Source organism: Brachybacterium atlanticum (assembly GCF_025669985.1).
In the GTDB taxonomy this organism is placed as follows: domain Bacteria; phylum Actinomycetota; class Actinomycetes; order Actinomycetales; family Dermabacteraceae; genus Brachybacterium; species Brachybacterium conglomeratum.
On record NZ_JAKJJW010000026.1, the window covers coordinates 1 to 19,219 of the forward strand.

Annotated in this window: 17 protein-coding genes; 6 read left to right on the plus strand and 11 right to left on the minus strand. The window is 73.3% G+C overall.

The genetic code is table 11. The features are described 5' to 3' along the window. Window positions 1–342 precede the first annotated feature (342 nt). The 4 genes from L3K22_RS12255 to sucC form a co-directional block, all read right to left on the minus strand. The gene (locus tag L3K22_RS12255) at window positions 343–1,062 is read right to left on the minus strand and encodes a metal-dependent transcriptional regulator (protein ID WP_259883567.1); all 720 of its coding nucleotides are present in this window, start codon (window positions 1,060–1,062) and stop codon (window positions 343–345) included. A gap of 142 nt (window positions 1,063–1,204) precedes the next feature. Next, on the minus strand, window positions 1,205–2,206 hold the full coding sequence (locus tag L3K22_RS12260) for a CPBP family intramembrane glutamic endopeptidase (RefSeq protein WP_263311619.1): 1,002 nt from the start codon (window positions 2,204–2,206) through the stop codon (window positions 1,205–1,207). A gap of 209 nt (window positions 2,207–2,415) precedes the next feature. Beyond that, the gene (gene sucD, locus L3K22_RS12265; RefSeq protein WP_263311620.1) at window positions 2,416–3,306 is read right to left on the minus strand and encodes a succinate--CoA ligase subunit alpha; all 891 of its coding nucleotides are present in this window, start codon (window positions 3,304–3,306) and stop codon (window positions 2,416–2,418) included. 12 nt (window positions 3,307–3,318) lie between these two features. Next, window positions 3,319–4,488: an ADP-forming succinate--CoA ligase subunit beta gene (gene sucC / locus L3K22_RS12270; protein ID WP_263311621.1), complete on the minus strand. Its 1,170-nt coding sequence runs from the start codon at window positions 4,486–4,488 to the stop codon at window positions 3,319–3,321. A 188-nt stretch (window positions 4,489–4,676) separates the two neighbouring features. Here sucC and L3K22_RS12275 point away from each other — a divergent pair, with 188 nt between their 5' ends. From L3K22_RS12275 to L3K22_RS12290, 4 genes are all read left to right on the plus strand, one after another. Continuing rightward, window positions 4,677–5,000: a hypothetical protein gene (locus L3K22_RS12275; RefSeq protein ID WP_263311622.1), complete on the plus strand. Its 324-nt coding sequence runs from the start codon at window positions 4,677–4,679 to the stop codon at window positions 4,998–5,000. A gap of 13 nt (window positions 5,001–5,013) precedes the next feature. Beyond that, window positions 5,014–5,658, plus strand: coding sequence for a hypothetical protein (locus L3K22_RS12280; protein ID WP_263311623.1), 645 nt, complete (start codon window positions 5,014–5,016; stop codon window positions 5,656–5,658). A gap of 374 nt (window positions 5,659–6,032) precedes the next feature. Further along, a complete protein-coding gene (locus L3K22_RS12285) occupies window positions 6,033–8,849 on the plus strand; it encodes a multicopper oxidase domain-containing protein (RefSeq protein WP_263311624.1) in 2,817 nt (938 codons plus the stop codon). 120 nt (window positions 8,850–8,969) lie between these two features. Next, a complete protein-coding gene (locus L3K22_RS12290) occupies window positions 8,970–9,386 on the plus strand; it encodes a VOC family protein (protein WP_259883489.1) in 417 nt (138 codons plus the stop codon). 46 nt (window positions 9,387–9,432) lie between these two features. On the opposite strand, the gene L3K22_RS12295 is transcribed toward L3K22_RS12290, so the two are convergent. Both L3K22_RS12295 and L3K22_RS12300 read right to left on the minus strand, forming a co-directional pair. Further along, window positions 9,433–12,300: a UvrD-helicase domain-containing protein gene (locus L3K22_RS12295; RefSeq protein WP_263311625.1), complete on the minus strand. Its 2,868-nt coding sequence runs from the start codon at window positions 12,298–12,300 to the stop codon at window positions 9,433–9,435. Between the two features lie 154 nt (window positions 12,301–12,454). Next, window positions 12,455–12,790: a hypothetical protein gene (locus L3K22_RS12300; protein ID WP_259883487.1), complete on the minus strand. Its 336-nt coding sequence runs from the start codon at window positions 12,788–12,790 to the stop codon at window positions 12,455–12,457. Window positions 12,791–12,850: 60 nt separating this feature from the next. Between L3K22_RS12300 and L3K22_RS12305 the strand changes: the two genes are divergently transcribed. Next, window positions 12,851–13,996 carry a lysylphosphatidylglycerol synthase domain-containing protein gene (locus L3K22_RS12305; protein ID WP_263311626.1) on the plus strand — a complete coding sequence of 382 codons (1,146 nt, stop codon included), beginning with the start codon at window positions 12,851–12,853 and terminating at the stop codon, window positions 13,994–13,996. 70 nt (window positions 13,997–14,066) lie between these two features. Here the strand turns inward: L3K22_RS12305 and L3K22_RS12310 are convergent, their stop codons facing one another. Genes L3K22_RS12310 through L3K22_RS12320 form a run of 3 tightly spaced genes read right to left on the minus strand, consistent with a single transcriptional unit; the run spans window position 14,067 to window position 15,842 of the window. Beyond that, entirely contained in the window at window positions 14,067–14,570 is a 504-nt protein-coding gene (locus L3K22_RS12310) for a hypothetical protein (RefSeq protein WP_263311627.1), read from the minus strand. Between the two features lie 31 nt (window positions 14,571–14,601). Further along, window positions 14,602–15,618 (minus strand): alpha/beta hydrolase, encoded by a 1,017-nt coding sequence (locus tag L3K22_RS12315; protein WP_263311628.1) that lies wholly within the window; start codon window positions 15,616–15,618, stop codon window positions 14,602–14,604. Further along, entirely contained in the window at window positions 15,615–15,842 is a 228-nt protein-coding gene (locus tag L3K22_RS12320; RefSeq protein ID WP_050815757.1) for a BldC family transcriptional regulator, read from the minus strand. The genes L3K22_RS12315 and L3K22_RS12320 overlap by 4 nt, the downstream gene beginning before the upstream one ends. 311 nt (window positions 15,843–16,153) lie before the next feature. On the opposite strand from L3K22_RS12320, the gene L3K22_RS12325 reads away from it, so the two are divergent. After that, the gene (locus tag L3K22_RS12325; RefSeq protein WP_029360640.1) at window positions 16,154–16,354 is read left to right on the plus strand and encodes a DUF3073 domain-containing protein; all 201 of its coding nucleotides are present in this window, start codon (window positions 16,154–16,156) and stop codon (window positions 16,352–16,354) included. Window positions 16,355–16,442: 88 nt separating this feature from the next. Here L3K22_RS12325 and purM read toward each other — a convergent pair whose 3' ends face one another. Together purM and purF are read right to left on the minus strand one after the other, a co-directional pair. Further along, entirely contained in the window at window positions 16,443–17,597 is a 1,155-nt protein-coding gene (gene purM, locus L3K22_RS12330; protein ID WP_263311629.1) for a phosphoribosylformylglycinamidine cyclo-ligase, read from the minus strand. Then, window positions 17,594–19,084 (minus strand): amidophosphoribosyltransferase, encoded by a 1,491-nt coding sequence (gene purF / locus L3K22_RS12335; protein WP_263311630.1) that lies wholly within the window; start codon window positions 19,082–19,084, stop codon window positions 17,594–17,596. The genes purM and purF overlap by 4 nt, the downstream gene beginning before the upstream one ends. Window positions 19,085–19,219 lie beyond the last annotated feature (135 nt).

Genomic DNA, 19,219 nt, shown 5'->3' on the forward strand with positions numbered 1-19,219 from the left:
GGGCTCGGCCTGCGGCTCGGCGGTCGCGGCGGCGGCGCCACCGAACAGCATCGCCGCGGCCATCGCCGCTCCGGCCCCTGCGCGGCCGGCGCGGGAGACGGGGGTGACGGTGCGCATAGCGCGGCGGTGGGTGTGGTGCACGGTGTTCGACACGAATCGCTCCCAGCCCCGGGCTCAGCCCCCGCGCGTGGTCACGTCTCGCACCCTGTTCTCCGGTGCGCGGTGGGGCTTCCGGAAGGGATGTCGCGGACCTCTGCGCCGCGACACGCCCTCGAGACTAAGGGCTGGTCGCGCCCTCGTCAGGATGACTGGAAGCTTCTGGGGAAGGGCTTGACGGAGGCTTTACCCGGCGGCGATCGGAGTCACGTGGAGCTGGTCGGCGTCGAGGTCGCCGATCGCCACCTCCCCGCCCTCGGGGCCGTGGACGACGACGCTCGCCCCCACCCGCTCCACTGCGAGCCGTGCACCGGGAAGGATGCCGTGACGTGCGAGTTCGCCGAGCAGGTCGACATCGCTCTGGAGTCGCTCGCCGATGCGCTCGAGGCGGACCTCGCGGCTCTGGCCGTCCACGACCGCGCCGCGCAGCTCCTGGACTGCGGAGGTCTCGTCTTTACCCTCGTCCGTGGCCTGGGTCTCCTCGATCCCGAGGGCCGCGAGGCCGGGGATGGGGTTGCCGTAGGGGTCGACGTAGGGCGGGGTGATCTGGCGGGCGAGGCGCTTCTCGACCTCGAGGCTCATCACGTGCTCCCAGCGACAGGCCTCCTCGTGGACGTGGGCGTAGTCCAGCCCGATCACGTCCAGCAGGTGCCGTTCGGCGAGGCGGTGCTTGCGCATGACGTCGGTGGCGACCTCGGTGCCCTCGGCGGTGAGGCGGATGCGCCGCTGGTCGTCGAGGTGGAGCAGCCCGTCGCGCTCCATCCGGGCGACCGTCTGGGAGACGGTGGGTCCGGAGTGCCCGAGCCGTTCGGCGATGCGGGCGCGCATCGGGGCGATCCCGGCCTCGTGGAGCTCGAACACCGTCTTCAGGTACATCTCGGTGGTGTCGATGAGATCTCCGGACACAGGCCCCTCCTCGGTCAGCGCGACTGGCGAGGTCCAGCTTATCGGGCGCGCCGACGTCGGACGCCCCGTTCGCCCCGGGCCGAGCGGGGGCAGGGTCGGATCGGACCGACGGATCCCCTGGTCGCGGCTCCCCACCCTGCCCTCACCCCAGCAGCCCCAGGAGATGGAGCAGCACCCCGAGCCCGTTGAGCAGGACGTGGGCGAGGACGCACACCCACAGCCGTCGCCAGCGCCGCCACATCAGGCCCAGCGCGATCCCAGTGGTGCCCTGCAGCGCGATCACCTGCGCGGCGCTCTCCCACCAGGCCCCTCCCCCGTGGCTGAGGACGTGCATGAGGCCGAACAGCAGCGAGGCGAGCAGCAGTCCGGTCCACGGGCCGAGCAGCGCCTCGAGGCGGGTCTGCAGGAAGCGGCGGTAGATGAGCTCCTCGCCGAGACCGGCGGTGATCGCGGTCGCCGTCGCCGCGATCAGCAGGACCTCGAGGGGCGGCCAGCTCGCGGGGCCGCCCGAGGAGAAGGGGCCGACGGTCGAGAGCACGCCCAGCACGAGGGCGGGCAGTGCGATCACCGCTGCGCCGACCTCGGGTCGTCGGATCATGAGCGAGGCGCCTCTGCGCCGGGCGGACAGCGCGAGCACGACCGACGGGACCAGCAGGAACAGCGCGGCCTTCACCAGCACGTAGTCCTCGCCCGTGGGCAGCAGCGGCACGAGCAGCGGGAAGGCGAGGACCAGGCCCAGCAGCACCGCCGTCTCGGCGCGCAGGGCGTAACCTCGTCGCACGCTCAGCTCCGCCGCGCCGCGCCCCCGCGGCAGCAGCGCGGTGAGCGCCATCGCGGCCAGTGCCGGGACGAGCAGGAGGAGGACCGGCATCGGGGCGTAGCCGGGATCCCGGGAGACCACCACCCCGTCGGGATGGCGCCAGGCCGTCACCGCGATCGCGAGGACGAACAGCGCCAGCAGGATGCCGACGACGACGGGGCTGTCCGCTCGGGCGGTCCGGCCGGTGGGCCCAGGATCAGCGGGAGGGACGGTGGGGTCCGCACCGGGTCCGCCGGCGGGCGCAGGATCGGAGGGACGGACAGCGCGGCCTGCACCGGGCCCGCGATCGGAGGAGGCGGGGCGATGGGCAGGAGCAGCGGTCATGCCCCGATCCTGCCCTGCGGCCGCACGGAGGCGCCTCCTCCTCCCGGAGGAGATCCGCACCCTGCCCCTGCGGTCCGGAACGACTCAGCGCTTGAGACCTGCCCGTCGGGCCACGGCACCGCTCCTCCCCTGGACGGCGACGTGCCCCGGACCCGTGCGGGTCCGGGGCACGAAGGCCTCGCGCGCTCAGGAGCGCTGGGCGGGAGGGATCAGGAGAGGCCCTTGATGATCTCGCGCATGAGATCGGCGGTCTCGGTGGGGGTCTTGCCCACCTTGACGCCGGCGGCCTCGAGGGCCTCCTTCTTCGCCTGCGCGGTGCCGGCTGAGCCGGACACGATCGCGCCGGCGTGGCCCATCGTCTTGCCCTCCGGGGCGGTGAAGCCCGCGACGTAGCCGACGACCGGCTTGGTGACGTTGGCCTTGATGTACTCGGCCGCGCGCTCCTCGGCGTCGCCGCCGATCTCGCCGATCATGACGATGCCGGCGGTGTCGGGGTCGGCCTCGAAGGCCTTCAGCGCATCGATGTGGGTGGTGCCGATGACCGGGTCGCCGCCGATGCCGATGGCGGTGGTGAAGCCGATGTCGGCCAGCTCGTACATCATCTGGTAGGTCAGGGTGCCGGACTTGGAGACCAGGCCCAGCTTGCCCGCACCGGTGATGTTCGAGGGGGTGATGCCCGCGTTGGACTTGCCGGGGCTGATCAGACCGGGGCAGTTCGGCCCGATGATGCGGGTCGTGCCCTTGGCCTGCGAGTAGTTGAAGAACTCGGCGGAGTCCTTGACCGGGATGCCCTCGGTGATGATCACCAGGAGCGGGATCTCGGCGTCGATAGCTTCGAGCGCGGCGGACTTGGCGAACTTCGGCGGCACGAAGACCACCGAGACGTTCGCGCCGGTGGCCTCCATGGCCTCCGCCACGGTGCCGAAGACGGGCACCTCGGCGCCGCCCTCGAAGGACACTGACTGGCCGGCCTTGCGCGGGTTCACGCCGCCGACGATGTTCGTGCCGGAGTCGAGCATGCGCTGGGAGTGCTTCATGCCCTCCGAGCCCGTCATGCCCTGGACGATGACCTTGCTGTTCTCATCAAGGAAGATAGACATGTCGGGTGCTGCTCACTTTCCTGCGGCGGCGGCCTCGGCGACCTTCGCGGCGCCGCCGTCCATGGTGTCGGCCTGGGTGACGAGGGGGTGGGCGAAGTCCGCGAGGATCTTGCGGCCCTCCTCGACGTTGTTGCCGTCGAGGCGGACGACGAGCGGCTTGGTCGCCGCGTCGCCGAGCTTCTTCAGGGCGCCGACGATGCCGTTGGCGACCGCGTCGCACGCGGTGATGCCGCCGAAGACGTTGACGAACACGGCCGAGACCTGCTCGTCGCCGAGGATGACGTCGAGGCCGTTGGCCATGACCTCGGCGCTCGCGCCGCCGCCGATGTCCAGGAAGTTCGCGGGCTTGACGCCGTGCTTCTCGCCGGCGTAGGCGACCACGTCGAGGGTGGACATGACCAGCCCTGCGCCGTTGCCGATGATGCCGACCTCGCCGTCGAGCTTGACGTAGTTGAGGTCCAGGGCCTTCGCCTTGGTCTCCAGCGGGTCCTCGGAGGTGACGTCGACGAGCTCGGCGTGGGCCTCGTGGCGGAACGCGGCGTTGTCGTCCAGGGTGATCTTGCCGTCCAGCGCGACGATGTCGCCGGCGCCGGTCTTGACCAGCGGGTTGACCTCGACGAGCGTCGCGTCCTCCTCGCGGTAGACGTCCCACAGCTTCTGCAGCACGGGGGCGACCTTCGCGCCGGTCTCGGCGTCGAACTTCGCTGCCTCGACGATCTCCTTCGCCTTGGCCTCGTCGATCCCGACGTTGGGGTCGACGGCCACGCGGGCGAGGGCCTCGGGCCGCTCGACGGCGAGCTGCTCGATCTCCATGCCGCCCTCGACCGAGCACATGGCCAGGTAGTTGCGGTTGGCGCGGTCCAGCAGGAGCGAGAAGTAGTATTCCTCGGCGATGTCCGCACCGGCCGCGATCATCACGCGGTGCACGGTGTGGCCCTTGATGTCCATGCCGAGGATCTCGGAGGCCTTCTGCTCCGCCTCCTCGGGGGACTTGGCGACCTTCACGCCGCCGGCCTTGCCACGACCACCGGTCTTCACCTGGGCCTTGACGACGACGACCGGGGTGCCGAGCTTCTCTGCGCCGGCCTTGGCGGCTGCGGGGTCCTCCGCGACGACTCCTCCGAGCACGGGCACGCCGTGCTTCTCGAAGAGATCGCGGGCCTGGTACTCATACAGGTCCACGGGGTGCTTTTCCTCTCGATGTCGGCAGTGGGCGGCAGGCCGCACTGGCCTCGATGCCACCCCTGGGAACACCGCCAGGGTAACGCGTCCGCAGGCCCCGCCGGACCCGGGCCCGGCACAGGAGGGGACTGTGGCGCGACTCTCATCCCGTCCGGCTCGCGTCCAGGCGCCGCGTCTACGATGGGACGATGAGCCGCCGTTCCCGCAGCCTCGTCCAGCGCGTGCGAGACCACCTCGGATTCAGCATCGTCGCCATCGGGGTGCTGTTCATCGTGCTGCGCCTGCTGGGCATGCGCTCGACCCTGGGCGGCTTCGTGCTGTCCGTGGGCATCACCCTCGCGCTGAACGTCGCCCTGTCGTACTACTACGAGCGCCGTGCCCGGAACCCGCGTCCGCAGCGGGAGCCCCGTGGCGGCGGGGACATCCGCTTCCGCGAGGACGACCGGCGCCCCCGAGACGACCGGCGCTTCGAGCACCTGGACCCGCGGGACCGCGGCGACTGGCACCGCTGAGGCGAGGAGAGCGATGGCCGACTGGAAGACCTACGTGAAGGCGGCGCGGAACACCGCCCGCAAGCAGGCCCCTGCCGCGAAGGACGCCGCCCACAGGGCCGGTGACCGTGCCGGCGGCTATGTGCGCGCCGCCGGCCGCGCGGTCGACGAGGGCTGGCGCGAGGACGGACGCCGTGCGTCGGCCGGAGCCGACGAGCGCGACGCGTACCTCGAGCGCGACGTCGATCGGGACCGTGACCATGGCGGGGACCGGGAAGCCCGTGGGGAGCGGGAGGACGAGCATCGCTCCGCCGCTCCGGAGGGCCGGCGCCGCTCCGCGGACCGGGACGGCGGGACCCGCACCGCTCAGCGCCCCCGCCCCTCCGGCGAGGAGATGCGCCGCGAGGCCGCCGCGTACTACGCCGTCGCGAGCCGGCACGCCGAGCGCGCGAACATCTTCCCGCGCATCATGCGCGCCCTGCGCGACGCCCTGCTGATCGGCCTCTCGCTGGTGGTGATCTGGGCGGTGCTCGCCGCCGCCGGGATCCCGATCCCCTTCACCACCGTGCTGATCGCCGTGGGGCTGATCGTGGTGGTGAGCTTCGGCGCGGGCCTGTACGCGCAGTGGAAGCGCAGCAAGGAGCGGCTCGACCGGACCGAGGACCCCCGCGACCGCTGAGCGCGCGTCGACCGCCGCGCACGCCGCTCCCGAGTGAGCATCGGTCCGCCCCGCCCGGGACACGTGACGACCAGACCGTGACGCGGTGGCCCGAGCGGCCGAGCGCTGTGCCGTGACGTCGGGACCATGGCCTGACAGGGCGTCGTCGGCCCGTCCTAGTCTGGAACGGTCCCTGCCCGTCCCCGACCGGTCGCCCGCCGCCCGGACCGGGATCACGCCTGAGGTGGTCCTGCACCGTGCCGTCCTCCCCTGTCCCGTCGGCTCCCGGGCCGTCATCCTCCGAGTCCTCCTCCCCCGCTCCTGACCCTCGTCCCGCCAGGCGCTCCCCCGCCACCGGGCGCGGTGCCTGGCATCGACGTGCCGCCCGCCCCGTGATGGGCTGGATGCTCGCTCTGGTCGTGGTGGTCCTGGTGCACCAGTGGCTGCCGCAGGCTCGCTGGCTGATGGTCCACATGGTCACGCTGGGACTGATCACCACCTCGATCATGGTCTGGGGGCAGCACTTCACCGAGGCGCTGCTGAAGACCCGCCTGGGCGAGGAGTCCCGCCCGCGCCAGCTGGCGAGGCTGCGGCTGCTCACCGCCGGGGTGGTGGTGACGATCGCCGGGATGCTGCCGGGATGGCCGTGGCTGGTGGTGCTCGGCGCGCTGGCCGTCTCCGCGGCGCTGCTCTGGTACGCCGCCACGCTCGGCGCGCAGATCCGGGCCGCGCTCGCGCCGCGCTTCGCGTTCACGGTGAGGGCCTACATCACTGCGGCCTGTCTGCTCCCCGTCGGTGCGCTGCTCGGCGCGGTGATGGCGTTCAGCCCGGGCGAGCCCTGGCAGGGACGGCTGATGCTCGCCCACCAGATCGTGAACGTGCTGGGGTTCGTGGGCCTGACCGTGACCGGCACGCTGCTGACCCTGTGGCCCACCGTGCTGCGCACGCGCATCGAGCTCGCCGCGGCGACCCGGGCCGCGGGCGGACTGCTGGGCATGTTCCTGGCCGTCCTCGGCGCGGTCGCCGGGGCGCTGATCGGCTCCACCCTGCTGGGCTGCGCGGCGCTGCTCGCCTATCTCGGCTCCTTCGCCTGGGTCGCGGTGACGCTCGTGCGGGTCGGGGTGCACGGCGTGCGCCAGGAGCGCCGGGTGCCGCTCGCTCCGTTCCCGATCCTGTCGATCGCGGCGGGGACGGGCTGGTTCGCGCTGACCACCGCGGGCCTGCTGGTGATGTGGTGGCGCTCCGCCGATGCGCAGATGGCGAGCTCCCTCGTCGCCGCCGACGTGCAGCAGCTCACCGTCCCCTTCGTCGCCGGCTTCCTGCTGCAGGTGCTGCTGGGGGCGATGAGCCATCTGCTGCCGGTGACCCTGGGCGGCGGTCCCCGCGCGACGACGGCGGCGCTGGCGGTGATGAGCCGCGGCGCGGTGCTGCGCGTGGTGGCGTACAACCTCGTCGTGGCCCTGTTCGTGCTCGCCGAACGGGCCACGGCCGGCTCCGGGGCGCTGTTCTCCGCGCTCACGCTCGGCACCGCGGAGGTCGCGGGCTTCGGCTCGTTCTCTCGGGTGCTCCTCTCCCTGCTCGGCTTCGCGGTGCTGGTGAGCTTCGTGGTGCTGCTGGTTCTCGCGGTGCGGACGAGCTCGCGGCTGCGCGGCACCGCCGTGCCGCTGCCGACGCCGGGCCGCCCGGAGCCCGCCACAGCGGTCTCCCCCACACGCAGCACGCTGCGGTCGCCATCGGTCGGCCCGCCGCCCTCCGTCGGCCCGCCGACGGGGTCCGGGACCGGGCTCGCTCCCGCCGCCGCAGCGTCTGTGGACCGACGTGCGCTGACCGGCGCGCTGCTGGGCCTCGGCTCCGTGCTCGGGGCGACCGCGCTCGGCGGCTCCCTGGACCGCTCCCAGGGCTCGATCCCCGACGCCTCCGGCACCGCGGGCACCGCCGCGGTGACGCCCACCGGGGAGACCACCACGATCTCGGTGTCCATGGCCGAGATGCGGTTCACGCCCGACCGGCTCGAGGTCCCCGCCGGGAACACCCTGGTCATCGAGCTGAGCAACGACGATCCGCACGACGTGCACGACCTCGTGCTCGCCACCGGCGCGACCTCGGGGCGCCTGCAGCCGGGCGAGTCGACGGTCCTCGACGGCGGCGTGGTCGCCCATGGAATGGAGGGATGGTGCTCGATCGTCGGCCATCGCGCGATGGGCATGACGCTGAGCGTCGTCGCGACCGGTGCCGCGGCGGGCACGTCCGCCGTCGGGGGCGCCGTGGCCGCGGCGTCCGGGCACGACGAGCTCGCCCGCGTGGGCGCCGACATGATGGCCGCCCCTGGACCGGGCGTCGCCGTGCGCGATGCCCGCCTCCCTGCCGCGACCGGTCCGCAGCAGCGGGTCACCCTGGAGGTCGTCGAGGTCGCCGCCGAGATCGCACCGGGCGTGACCATGGACGCGATGACCTACGGCGGCGCCGTCGTCGGGCCGGTGCTGCGCTCCGAGCTCGGGGCGCGCCTGACCGTCGACCTGGTCAATCATGGGTCGATGGGGCACTCCCTCGACCTGCACGCGGGCCGCGTCTCCCCCGACCAGGCCATGCGCACGATCCCGCCGGGCGAGCAGCTGGAGTACGCGATCACCACCGACCATGCCGGGATCTGGCTCTACCACTGCTCGACCATGCCGATGTCGGTGCACCTGTCCGCCGGGATGGTCGGCGCGCTCGTGGTCCCGCCGCCGGAGCTCGCGCCCGTCGAGCGGGAGTTCGTGCTGGTGCAGTCCGAGCACTATCTCGTGCCCGTCGGCGCTCCCGGCTCCGAGTCGACGACGCACGAGGGCGCCCTGCCGGTGAGCCCCGTGAAGATCGCCTCCGAGCGCCCCGACCTCACGGTCTTCAACGGCCATGCCACCCAGTACGTCCGCTCCCCGCTCGAGGCTCGGGTGGGCGAGCGGGTGCGGCTGTGGGTGCTCGCCGCGGGCCCGTCGCGCGGGATCTCCTTCCACGTCGTCGGCGGGGTGTTCGACACCGTCTTCAAGGAGGGCGCCTATCTGCTGCGTCCCGAGGACGGCGAGGGCGGCGGGGCGCAGGCGCTCGATCTCGCCGCGGCCCAGGGCGGGTTCGTGGAGCTGGTCTTCGACGAGCCCGGCACCTACACCGCGGTGAACCACTCCTTCGTGGAGATGGAGCGAGGCGCTCGCGCCCTGATCCGCGTTACGGCCTGAGCATTCCCGCGGCCGCGCACCGTCCGTGGCCGGACGTCGCCCGTGCGCTGCCGGACGCCCGCCCCCTCAGAGAGTCGGCGGTGCTCGGAGCGGGCGTGGCCGCGGGATACCGTCGGCCCCATGAACGCACCGTCGCCCTCCTCCGGCCTGCACCACCTCGAGCTCTGGACCGCGGACCTCGCCGTCTCGGAGCCGGCCTGGCACTGGCTGATGACCACGCTGGGCTGGCGGGCCGAGCGCGTCGAGGGCTGGGAGCTCGGGCGGATCTGGCGCCACGCCGACGGCTCCCATCTCGTCCTCGAGCAGTCCGAGGACGTGCGCGGCGAGCGCGCCGAGCGGCGCGCCCCAGGCATGAACCATCTCGCGCTGCGGGTGCGGGACCGCGAGCTGCTGGACCGGGTCCGACGGGAAGGGCCCGGGCACGGCTGGCGGGAGCTGTTCGCGGAGCACTACCCGCATGCGGGCGGCGGGGACCACACCGCCTGGTACGCGGAGGACCCTCACGGCATCGAGGTCGAGCTGGTCGCCGGCCCCTGACCGCCGCGGCTCGCCCTTGCGGCGCGCGGCCCGCGCGCCGGCCCGCTCAGAGCTTGGTCAGCGGGGCGTAGCGCAGTAGCAGGCGCTTGCGGCCGTGGGGGTCGCGGAACTGGACCTCGACCTGCGTCTTGTCGCCCTGTCCGGAGACCTCCGCGACCGTGCCCATCCCGAAGGAGTCGTGGGTGACGCGGTCGCCGACGGCGAGCTGCGGGAGCTTGTCGGTGGGCGTGGCGGTGCGACCGGATCCGAAGCTGGGGCGCTTCACGTCGGAGCGGCCGCCGCCGACCCCGCCGCTGAAGGACGGCCCCCGGCCCCCGGGGCGACCGCCGCCGAAGCCGGAGCCGCCGGAGAAGCTTCCGCCGCCGAACCCGGCGCCGCCGAGGGTGGAGCCGGCGCGCGCCACGTCCAGGACCTCCTCCGGCACCTCGTCGAGGAAGCGGCTGGCGGGCATGTACTGGGACTGTCCCCACATCGAGCGCATCTGCGCGCGGGTGAGATAGAGCTTCTCGCGGGCGCGGGTGATGCCCACGTAGGCCAGTCGCCGCTCCTCCTCGAGCTCGTCGGGATCCTGGAGCGTGCGGTTGTGGGGGAAGGTTCCGTCCTCCATGCCGGTGAGGAACACGACCGGGAACTCGAGGCCCTTGGCGGTGTGCAGGGTCATGAGGGTGACGAACTGGTCCTCCTCCCCTGGCAGCTGGTCGGCGTCCGCGACGAGGGAGACCTTCTCCAGGAAGCGGTCCACGAGGCTCGCTTCGGGATCGTCCGGCGCGGTCAGCGCCGCGTCCGGGGCGATGTCGGCGCCGACGGGGTCGGAAACGGGGGCCGCTCCGGCGACGACCGCGCCGGGCGCCTCGGCGACCGCGTCCGCGGAGCCCGCCGCGGCTGCGTCCGCTGTGCCCTCGGCGGCTGCATCCTCCTCGGCCTCGGCAGCGCCTTCCGCGCCCCCGGCCGCGGCGGCGTCGCCCTCCTCGTCCTCCATCTCGCTGGCGAGCGCGTCGAGCTCCTCCATCTGCGCCTCGAACTCCGCGGCCACGCTGATCAGCTCGGCGAGGTTCTCCAGGCGGGATTCGTCCTGCGGGTCGTCGCTGCCCTGCAGCTCGGCGTAGTAGCCGGAGCGGGTGAGGATCGCCTCGAGCAGCTCGGCGGGGCCATCGCCGCGCTCGGCCATCGCCTGGAGGTCCTCGAGCATCGCCACGAAGGTGCGCACGGCGTTCAGCGAGCGGGTCGCGATGCCCGGCGCCTCCTCCGCGCGGCGCAGCGCCTCCCCGAAGCTGATCCGGTCCCGCTCGGCGAGCATCGCGATCGCGGCCTCGGCGCGGTCGCCTATCCCGCGCTTGGGGACGTTGAGGATGCGGCGCAGGTTGATCTCGTCGGCGGGGTTGGCGAGCACCTGCAGGTAGGCGATCGCGTCCTTGATCTCGCGCCGCTCGTAGAAGCGCGTGCCGCCCACCACGCGGTACGGCAGGCCCACGCGGATCAGCTGGTCCTCCAGCGCCCGGGACTGGGCGTTGGCGCGGTAGAAGATCGCGATGTCCCCGGCACGACGGCCGTCGTCCACGAGCGCGTCGATCTGACGGCCGATGTAGCGGGCCTCGGACTGCTCGTCGTCGGCGACGTAGAGGGTGATCTGCTCCCCCTCGCCCTGGTCGGTCCAGAGGTTCTTCTTGCGGCGGCCCTGGTTCTCCTCGATCACCGCGTTCGCGGCGGTGAGGATGTTCTGGGTCGAGCGGTAGTTCTGCTCCAGCACGATGGTGCGCGCGGAGGGGAAGTCCTGCTCGAACTCGATGATGTTGCGGATCGTCGCACCGCGGAAGGCGTAGATCGACTGGTCGGAGTCGCCGACGACGGTGAGATCGGCGCGCGGGTCCTCCCCCACCAGCTCCCGCACCAGCTGGTACTGGGCGGTGTTGGTGTCCTGGTACTCGTCCACCAGCAGGTGGCGGAAGCGGCGCCGGTAGCCCTCGCGGATCGCGGGGTTCTCGCGCAGCAGCGCGACGGTCAGGCCGATCAGGTCGTCGAAGTCGACGGCGTTGGCCTGGCGCAGGCGCTCGGTGTAGTTCGTGAAGATCTTCGCGAGCGTCTTCTCGAACGGGTTCTTCGCGCTCTCGGCCTGATCGGCGAAGTCGATCGGGTCCACGAGGTCGTTCTTCAGCGTCGAGATGCGGGAGGCGAGCGCGCGGGGGGCGTGCTTCTTGGTGTCGAGCTGGAGGTCCTTGGCGATCGTGGTGATCAGGCGCAGCGAGTCGGCGCTGTCGTAGATCGTGAAGGAGCTCTTCAGCCCGGCCGCGGCGGCGTCGCGGCGCAGGATGCGCACGCAGGCGCTGTGGAAGGTGGAGACCCACATCGAGCGGGCGGCGGGGCCGATCAGCTCCTCGACGCGCTCGCGCATCTCGGCGGCGGCCTTGTTGGTGAAGGTGATCGCGAGGATCTCGCCGGGCAGCGCCTCGCCGGCGCGCAGCAGGTGGGCGATGCGGCGGGTGAGCACGCGGGTCTTGCCGGAGCCGGCGCCGGCGACGATCAGCAGCGGGCTGCCCCGGTGCTCGACCGCCTCGCGCTGGGCGGGGTTCAGGCCGTCGACGAGCTCGGCGAGGGCGGGTGAGTCCGCCGGGACCCGACGACGGGACGGCGCCGGGGCGGGCGGGGCGGCGACGGGCGCGGGCTCCTCCCGCGGCGGCTCGTCCTCGTAGGGCGGCTCCTCCTCGTACGGGGGCTCCTCGTGCTCGGGCGGCGGCTCGCGGTCGAGCAGGTCCGGGGCCTCCTCCTCGCGGTGCATCTCCTCGCCGTCGGTGCGTCCGTCGGCGCGAGCGTCGTCGTCGGCCGCGGCCCGGGAGGGCAGGGCCGAGGGCGTCACCTGCACGCCGTCCAGGCGGCGGAAGGCGTCGGGCAGCGAGAGGTCGTCGAAGAGTGAGCTCATGAGGCCTCCAGGATAGGCGCGGGGCCCGACAGCGGGTGTGCTGCCGGGCCCCGTGGGGACGGAGGTCGCGGTGGAGGGGAGGTGGGCTCCCTCGTCGCCGCGGGCACCGCCCGCGGCTCCGTCGCTCCGCGGGAGGCCCCCCGCGGGGATCGGATCAGACGAAGACCGCCACGATGATGTTGACGATGATCGCGGTGGGGATGCCGAACCAGACGGCCGAGGGGGTCTCGGTCTGCTTCCTGTTCGCGATGTAGGCGAGGACGGTGGCGACGATCGCCAGGAGCAGCTTGATGCCGAGCTTCATGTGGTTCGGGTCGCCGCCGATGGAGACGAGGGCGGCCAGGACGATGCCGAACACGAGCGCGCCCGCGGTGGCATGGGCCATCCCCTTGTTCGGGACGCGGGTGCGGGCGGAGGCGAACCAGGTGCCGAGCGCCACGGCCCAGCAGATCATGTGCAGCACGACGAAGAGCGAGATCAGGAAGGACATGACACCATGTTAGATCCCGGGCCTGGGAACTCCAGCGACACAGCGTGCGAGAATCACCGCATGTCAGAGGCACCTCCCGGCCCCCAGGACCCCGCACCGGAGCCCCCCGAGAGCGCAGAGCCGGCGCGGAGCACGGACCGGGCCTCGCGGGCGGTCCGCAGCCCGCAGCGGCTCGCGATGCTCACCGAGGACCTCGGCTCCGCCCCGCCGGAGCGTCCCGGCGCCGGGCGCCTGCTCGCCGCGGCGGCCTCGGGCCTGCTGGTGATCGCCCTGCTGGTCTGGGGCTTGCCGTGGGCGACCGGCGCGAGCTGGGACGAGATCGTCGCGAGCCTCGCCGCGCTGCCGTGGTGGTCCGTGCCCGCGATGCTCGTGTTCGGCGCGGGGGCGCTGCTGCTGGAGGCGATGACGGTCCGCGCCGCGGTGCCCGGCTCCCGCCCCTCCCCCGTGCTGCAGGGCCACGTCGCCTCCCAGGGTGCCGCGCTCGCCCTGCCGGGCGGGTCCGTGCTGGGTCTGGGACTGCTGGCCTGGGTCCTGCGTCGCAGCGGGATCGCCCTGCCCGTGGTGCTCACCGGCATCCTCGCCGCCTCGCTGGTCGAGATGGCGATCACCTCGGTGCTGGTGCCGCTGCTGGGCGCCGGCTCCTACCTGCTCGGCTCCGCCCTCACCCCGGCCGGCGCGCTCGCCGCCGGCTGGCTGTGGGCGGCCGCCGTGGCCGCAGCCGGCGCCGTGATCGCCCTCGTCCTCAGCGCGGTGCTGCTGCGCCGCGGCGTGCTCACGGCGCTGCTCGCACAGGCCGACGGGATGCTCCCCGCCGGGGCGTCGGCGGAGATCCTCCACCAGCGGGAGGCGCTGGTGGGGATGCTGCGGCGCCGGCTCCCCTCGCTCGCGCTGCCCACGCTCGCGGCGCGGGCGCTCCAGCTCGCCGCCCTGTGGCTCGCGATCGAGGCGGTCGGCGCCGAGGTGCCCGCGCTGTTCGTCCTCGCCGTCTTCGCGCTGGGCAGGGTGCTCGCGCTGGTGCCGCTGACGCCGGGCGGTGCGGGGATCTCCGAGACCGTCAGCGGGGCGGCACTGGTCGGCCTCGGGGTGGGCTCGGCCGATGCCGCCGCCGCGATGCTCCTGCTGCTGGTCGCGATGCTGGTGGTGCCGCTGCTGGCCGGGGCGGTCGCCGTGCCCGCGGCGCTCACGCGGACTCCCGCGCGGCGCTGACGCGTCCCGCGGCGGCGGCACGGGCGTCGCGTCGGCACCGGCCGGGCGCGGGCCGGGGCCGCGTCGCCGCTCAGCCCTCGTCGTCCTCGTCGAAGTCGGGGGTCTCGATGCCGAGGGCGGAGGAGGGATGCGCGAGGAAACCCTCCCGGACGCTCGGCTGCAGCGGGAAGCCGCCGATGCTCGCCCCGTGCTCGGTGCCGACGAAGGCGGGCTCGGCGGCGACGACCGCGGCGACCTCGTGCACGTGACGGCTCGCCTCCCTGCCGCGCCCCAGGAAGCCGGCGCCGGTGTAGCCGCCCATGCGGCGGCCGCTGAGCCGCTCCGCCCGGACCGCCTCCTGGTCGAGCTGCTTCGCAGCCGCGCGCAGACCCGTGACCAGGCGTCCCAGCTCGGGATGCTCCTCGCGGGTCCAGCGCTCGTGGACCTGCTCCCCGATCTCGCGGACCTCGGGCTGCTCCGCGCGACCGGCCTCGGCCAGCGTGTTCGCCAGGCGCAGGCGCAGGAGGGTGAGCCGATCCGCCCCACGGCGCTGGGCATCGGCGAGGGCTCTGAGGCCATGGGGGTCCGCGGTCATCGTGCTCCTCCTTGTCACGAGGTCTCGAGGGTCACGAGGCCCCGGTCTCGGAGGCGTCGGGTCCCGCGGTGCGGCCTGTCCCGATCATCGTAGGCGCTGAGAGCAGATCCGTGGCCAGCCAGTCGTCGAGGATCTCGATCGCCGTCGCCCGCACCGGCGGATCGGAGAGGAAGACGTCGTGCCGCGCCCCGTCGACGGGCACGATCCGCACCCGGGGGCCGAGCCGCCGCGCGGCCGCGGCGAGGGAGCGCACGTCCAGGACGGTGTCGGCGCGGAGGGCGCGCTCGCCCCGTCGTGACGTGATCGCGGTGCGGTCCGAGTGCAGGACCAGCGCCGGTACGGCGAGCGGGCCGGCGGCCGCCAGACGCCGGTGCCCATCGAGCATCGCCCGGAGGGTGCTGGCGGGGAAGCGGTGGCCCCCGGGCGGCTTCAGCTCGAGGTCGTAGTCGTAGTCACCGCCCAGGTCACGATGGGTGGCACGGGCGTAGCTGTCGTCGCCGACGGGGAGGATGGGCCTGGTCCTCAGCCGGCGGGCCAGCAGCTGCACCGGGCCCTCGAGCAGCTTCCGCGCGCCCGGTCCGAGATGCATCTCGAGCCACGGCGAGTTCAGGGCGAGGCCCCGGACCGCGCCGGGATGGCGCAGCGCGTAGAGCGTCGCGACGAGTCCTCCCGCGGAGTGGGCGAGGATCACCGGGGGCGAGCTGCGGCCGATGCGGCGCAGCGACGCTCCGATCTCCTCGTCGTACCGGCTGAGGTGGTCGATCTCGGTGGGAGTCTGACCGGGCAGGATGCTGCGGCCGCACTTGCGCAGGTCCAGGCCCCAGACGTCGTGGCCGCGGGCGCCGAGGTGGTCCATCAGGTCACGGTCGAAGACGTAGTCCGACCAGCCGTGCATCAGCAGCACGGGCGGGGTCCGTCCGGTGCGGGGAGCGTCGCCCGGGACGGGCTCGCGGTGGATGAGGCTCGCCTGCAGCGGTCCCTCGTCGTCGCTGCCGAGGTCGATCCGGTGGAGCGTGTAGCCCGCTCCGAGCACCGGGTCGGTGCTCACACGTCCTTGGAGCTCTCCCGCAGCAGCTCGACGACCTCGCCGCGGCGGTAGCGGCGGTGACCGCCGAGGGTGCGCATGTAGGTGAGCTTGCCCGCCTGGGCCCAGCGCGTGACCGTCTTGGGGTCCACATGGAACATGCTCGCGACCTCCGCGGGCGTCATCAGCTCAGCGGCGTCGTCCCCGTCGGGCACTCCACCGGGGTGCTGATCCGTGGAAGCGTTCATCGAGGAGGAGACCTTTCGCTGGGGGAGACGGCTCGAGACGGGACGGGGGTCCCCACTGCACTCGAGTACCGAGATAAGACTACCCGGTACGGTGTATGGGCCGGTAGAAGGCGGGCCGCGAAACGCCCAATTCCTTCACCGGGCGGTGCTCCGCCCGTCACACCGGGCGCCGCAGAAGGGACGTCGGGCACGTCCGGAGGGTCGCGGTTCGCCGTCGGCCGGAGCGACCATGTACTCTGGGCATCCGAAACTAATGCCATCCTCCGGGTCGTCGAGCACACCCGGCACCCGACGCACAGGGGGTCAGATCCATGGGTCGCGGCCGACAGAAAGCCAAGCACACCAAGGTGGCACGAGACCTCAAGTACTACAGCCCGCCGACGGATCTCTCAGCGCTGCAGCGGGAGCTGCAGTCTCAGCGGAGCGAGACCTCCTCCGCCGACGGGGACGACTGGGGCGAGGACGCCGAGGACTGGGCCGACGAGGACGCCCCGTCCGCACATCGCCGCTGAGCGGCGCGCGGCAGGCTCCGCGGAGCCCCCGCACACCAGGAGGGCCGACCTGATGGGTCGGCCCTCCTGCTGTGTGCGGGGTGGCCGCTCAGGCCCAGCCGGGGTGCTGGCCGGCGAGCATGACCGCGCCGCCCTCGACGCCCTTGGCGCCGGCGACGACGTGCTCGAGCACATGGCCGGGCTCGGGCAGGGACTCCTCGGCCACGACCTCGCCGATCGCGCGGGCACCGAGGCCGCGCTCGGCGAGCACGGCCAGGACCTGGTCGGCCTGCTCCTGCGCGACCAGGGCGACCATGCCGATGCCCATGTTCAGCGTGCCCTCGAGGTCGAGCTGCGGGACGGAGCCCCACCCGGCGACGCGGGAGAACACGGGGGTCGGCTCCCAGAGGGCGCGGTCCACGCGGGCCGCGAGGCCGTGCGGCATGACCCGGGCGAGGTTCGCGGCGAGCCCGCCGCCGGTGACATGGCTGAGGGCGTGGACCGCGCCGACGGTGCGGGCGTCGCGCAGCACGGCCAGCAGGTCCGCGGTGTAGATGCGGGTGGGCTCCAGGAGCTCCTCCCCCAGCGTGCGGCCGAAGTCCTCGACGCGCTGCTCGAGGGTGAGCCCGGCGGCGGAGACCACGGCGCGGACCAGGGAGTACCCGTTGGAGTGCAGGCCGGAGGCGTCCATGCCGATCACGACGTCGCCCTGGCGCACCCGGTCGGGGCCCAGCAGGTCGTCGGCCTCGACCACGCCGACCGCGGCGCCCGCGACGTCGTAGTCCTCGGCGGACATCAGCCCCGGGTGCTCGGCGGTCTCCCCGCCGACGAGGGCGCAGCCCGCGAGGCGGCATCCCTCGGCGATCCCGCGCACGATGTCGGCGATCCGCTCGGGCACCACGGCGCCGCAGGCGATGTAGTCGGTCATCGCCAGCGGTGCGGCGCCGACCACGACGATGTCGTCGATGACCATGCCGACCAGGTCCTGGCCGATCGTGTCGTGCACGTCGAGGGCGCGCGCGATCGCGATCTTCGTGCCGACGCCGTCGGTCGAGGAGGCGAGCAGCGGGCGGCGGTACTCCTTCAGCGCGGAGACGTCGAGGAGCCCGGCGAAGGCGCCGATCCCGCCGAGGACGTCGGGGCCGTGCGTCGCCGCGACGGCCTCCTTCATCAGCTCGACGGCACGGTCGCCCGCAGCGGTGTCGACACCGGCGGAGGCGTAGGTGATCGCGTCGCCCGAGGCGGGGCGGGGGGTGGTGTTCATGCGTCCTTCCCGACGGCGGCCGGCTCGCCGGGGCGAGCCTGGAGGATGCCCTGTGCCCGGGCGACGGGCTCCGGCAGGGCGACCGGGTACTTCCCGGAGAAGCAGGCGGTGCACAGCCGCTCCTCAAGCTGGCCGCTGGCGGCGATCATCCCCTCCTCGGAGATGTAGCCGAGCGAGTCCGCGCCGAGCGAGCGGGCGATCTCCTCGATGCCCAGGCCGTTGGCGATGAGCTCGGCCCGGGAGGCGAAGTCGATGCCGTAGAAGCAGGGCCAGCGCACCGGCGGCGAGGAGATCCGCACATGGACCTCGGCGGCGCCGGCCTCGCGCAGCATCCGCACCACGGCGCGCTGCGTGTTCCCGCGCACGATGGAGTCGTCGATGACCACGAGGCGCTTGCCCTGGATCACCTCGCGCAGCGGGTTGAGCTTCAGGCGGATGCCGAGCTGGCGGATGGTCTGGGAGGGCTGGATGAAGGTGCGGCCCACGTAGGCGTTCTTGACCATGCCCTGCCCGTAGGGGATACCGGACTCCTGGGCGTAGCCGATCGCGGCAGGGGTCCCGGACTCGGGGGTGGGGATGACCAGGTCGGCCTCGACGGGGTGCTCGCGGGCGAGCTGGCGGCCCATCTCGGCGCGGGACTCGTTCACGCTGCGTCCGGCGATGCGGGTGTCGGGACGGGCGAGGTACACGTACTCGAACACGCAGCCCTTGGGCTCCGCGGGGACGACCTGCTCGCTGTGCAGGCCCTGCTCGTCGACGATGACCATCTCGCCGGGGGCGACCTCGCGCACGAAGCTCGCACCGCAGATGTCCAGCGCCGCGGTCTCCGAGGCGATGACCCAGCCGCGCTCGAGCCGGCCCAGCACCAGCGGGCGGATGCCCTGCGGGTCCCGCGCCGCGTACAGCGCGGTCTCGTCCATGAGGGTGAAGCAGTAGGCGCCGCGCAGGTGCGGCATGACCTCGCGCAGCGAGTCGGCGAGGGTGCCCTCGGAGTTCAGCAGCGCGGTGACCAGGGCGGTGTCGGTGGTGTTGCCGCGGGCGAGCTCGCCGGTGCGGGGCGTGCCCTGCCGCTCGTGGATCAGCTCGAGCAGCTCCTCGGTGTTGACGAGGTTGCCGTTGTGGGCGAGCGCCACGGTGCCCTCGTGCCGGGGGCCGAGGGTCGGCTGGGCGTTGGACCAGACGGACCCGCCGGTGGTCGCGTAGCGGGTGTGCCCGATCGCGATGTGCCCCTGGAGGGTGCCGAGGGAGGTCTCGTCGAAGACCTGGGAGACCAGTCCCATGTCCTTGTAGACCAGGATCTGCGAGCCGTCGGAGGTCGCGATGCCCGCGGACTCCTGTCCGCGGTGCTGCAGCGCGTACAGCCCGTAGTAGGTCAGCTTCGAGACGTCCTCGCCGGGGGCGAAGACGCCGAAGACCCCGCAGGCGTCCTGCGGGCCCTTCTCCCCGGGGAGCAGGTCATGGGAGAGTTTTCCGTCGCCGCGTGCCACCGGTCCATGATGCCACAGCGAGGACCCGCCGCCGCCGTGCGGTCCGTCCCGCGGGCAGGGCGCGGCAGGCAGGGGTGCGGCACCCGCCCGCCCACGCGGTCCCCGGGGCGGGAGGCGTGCGCTCGACCGCGGGAT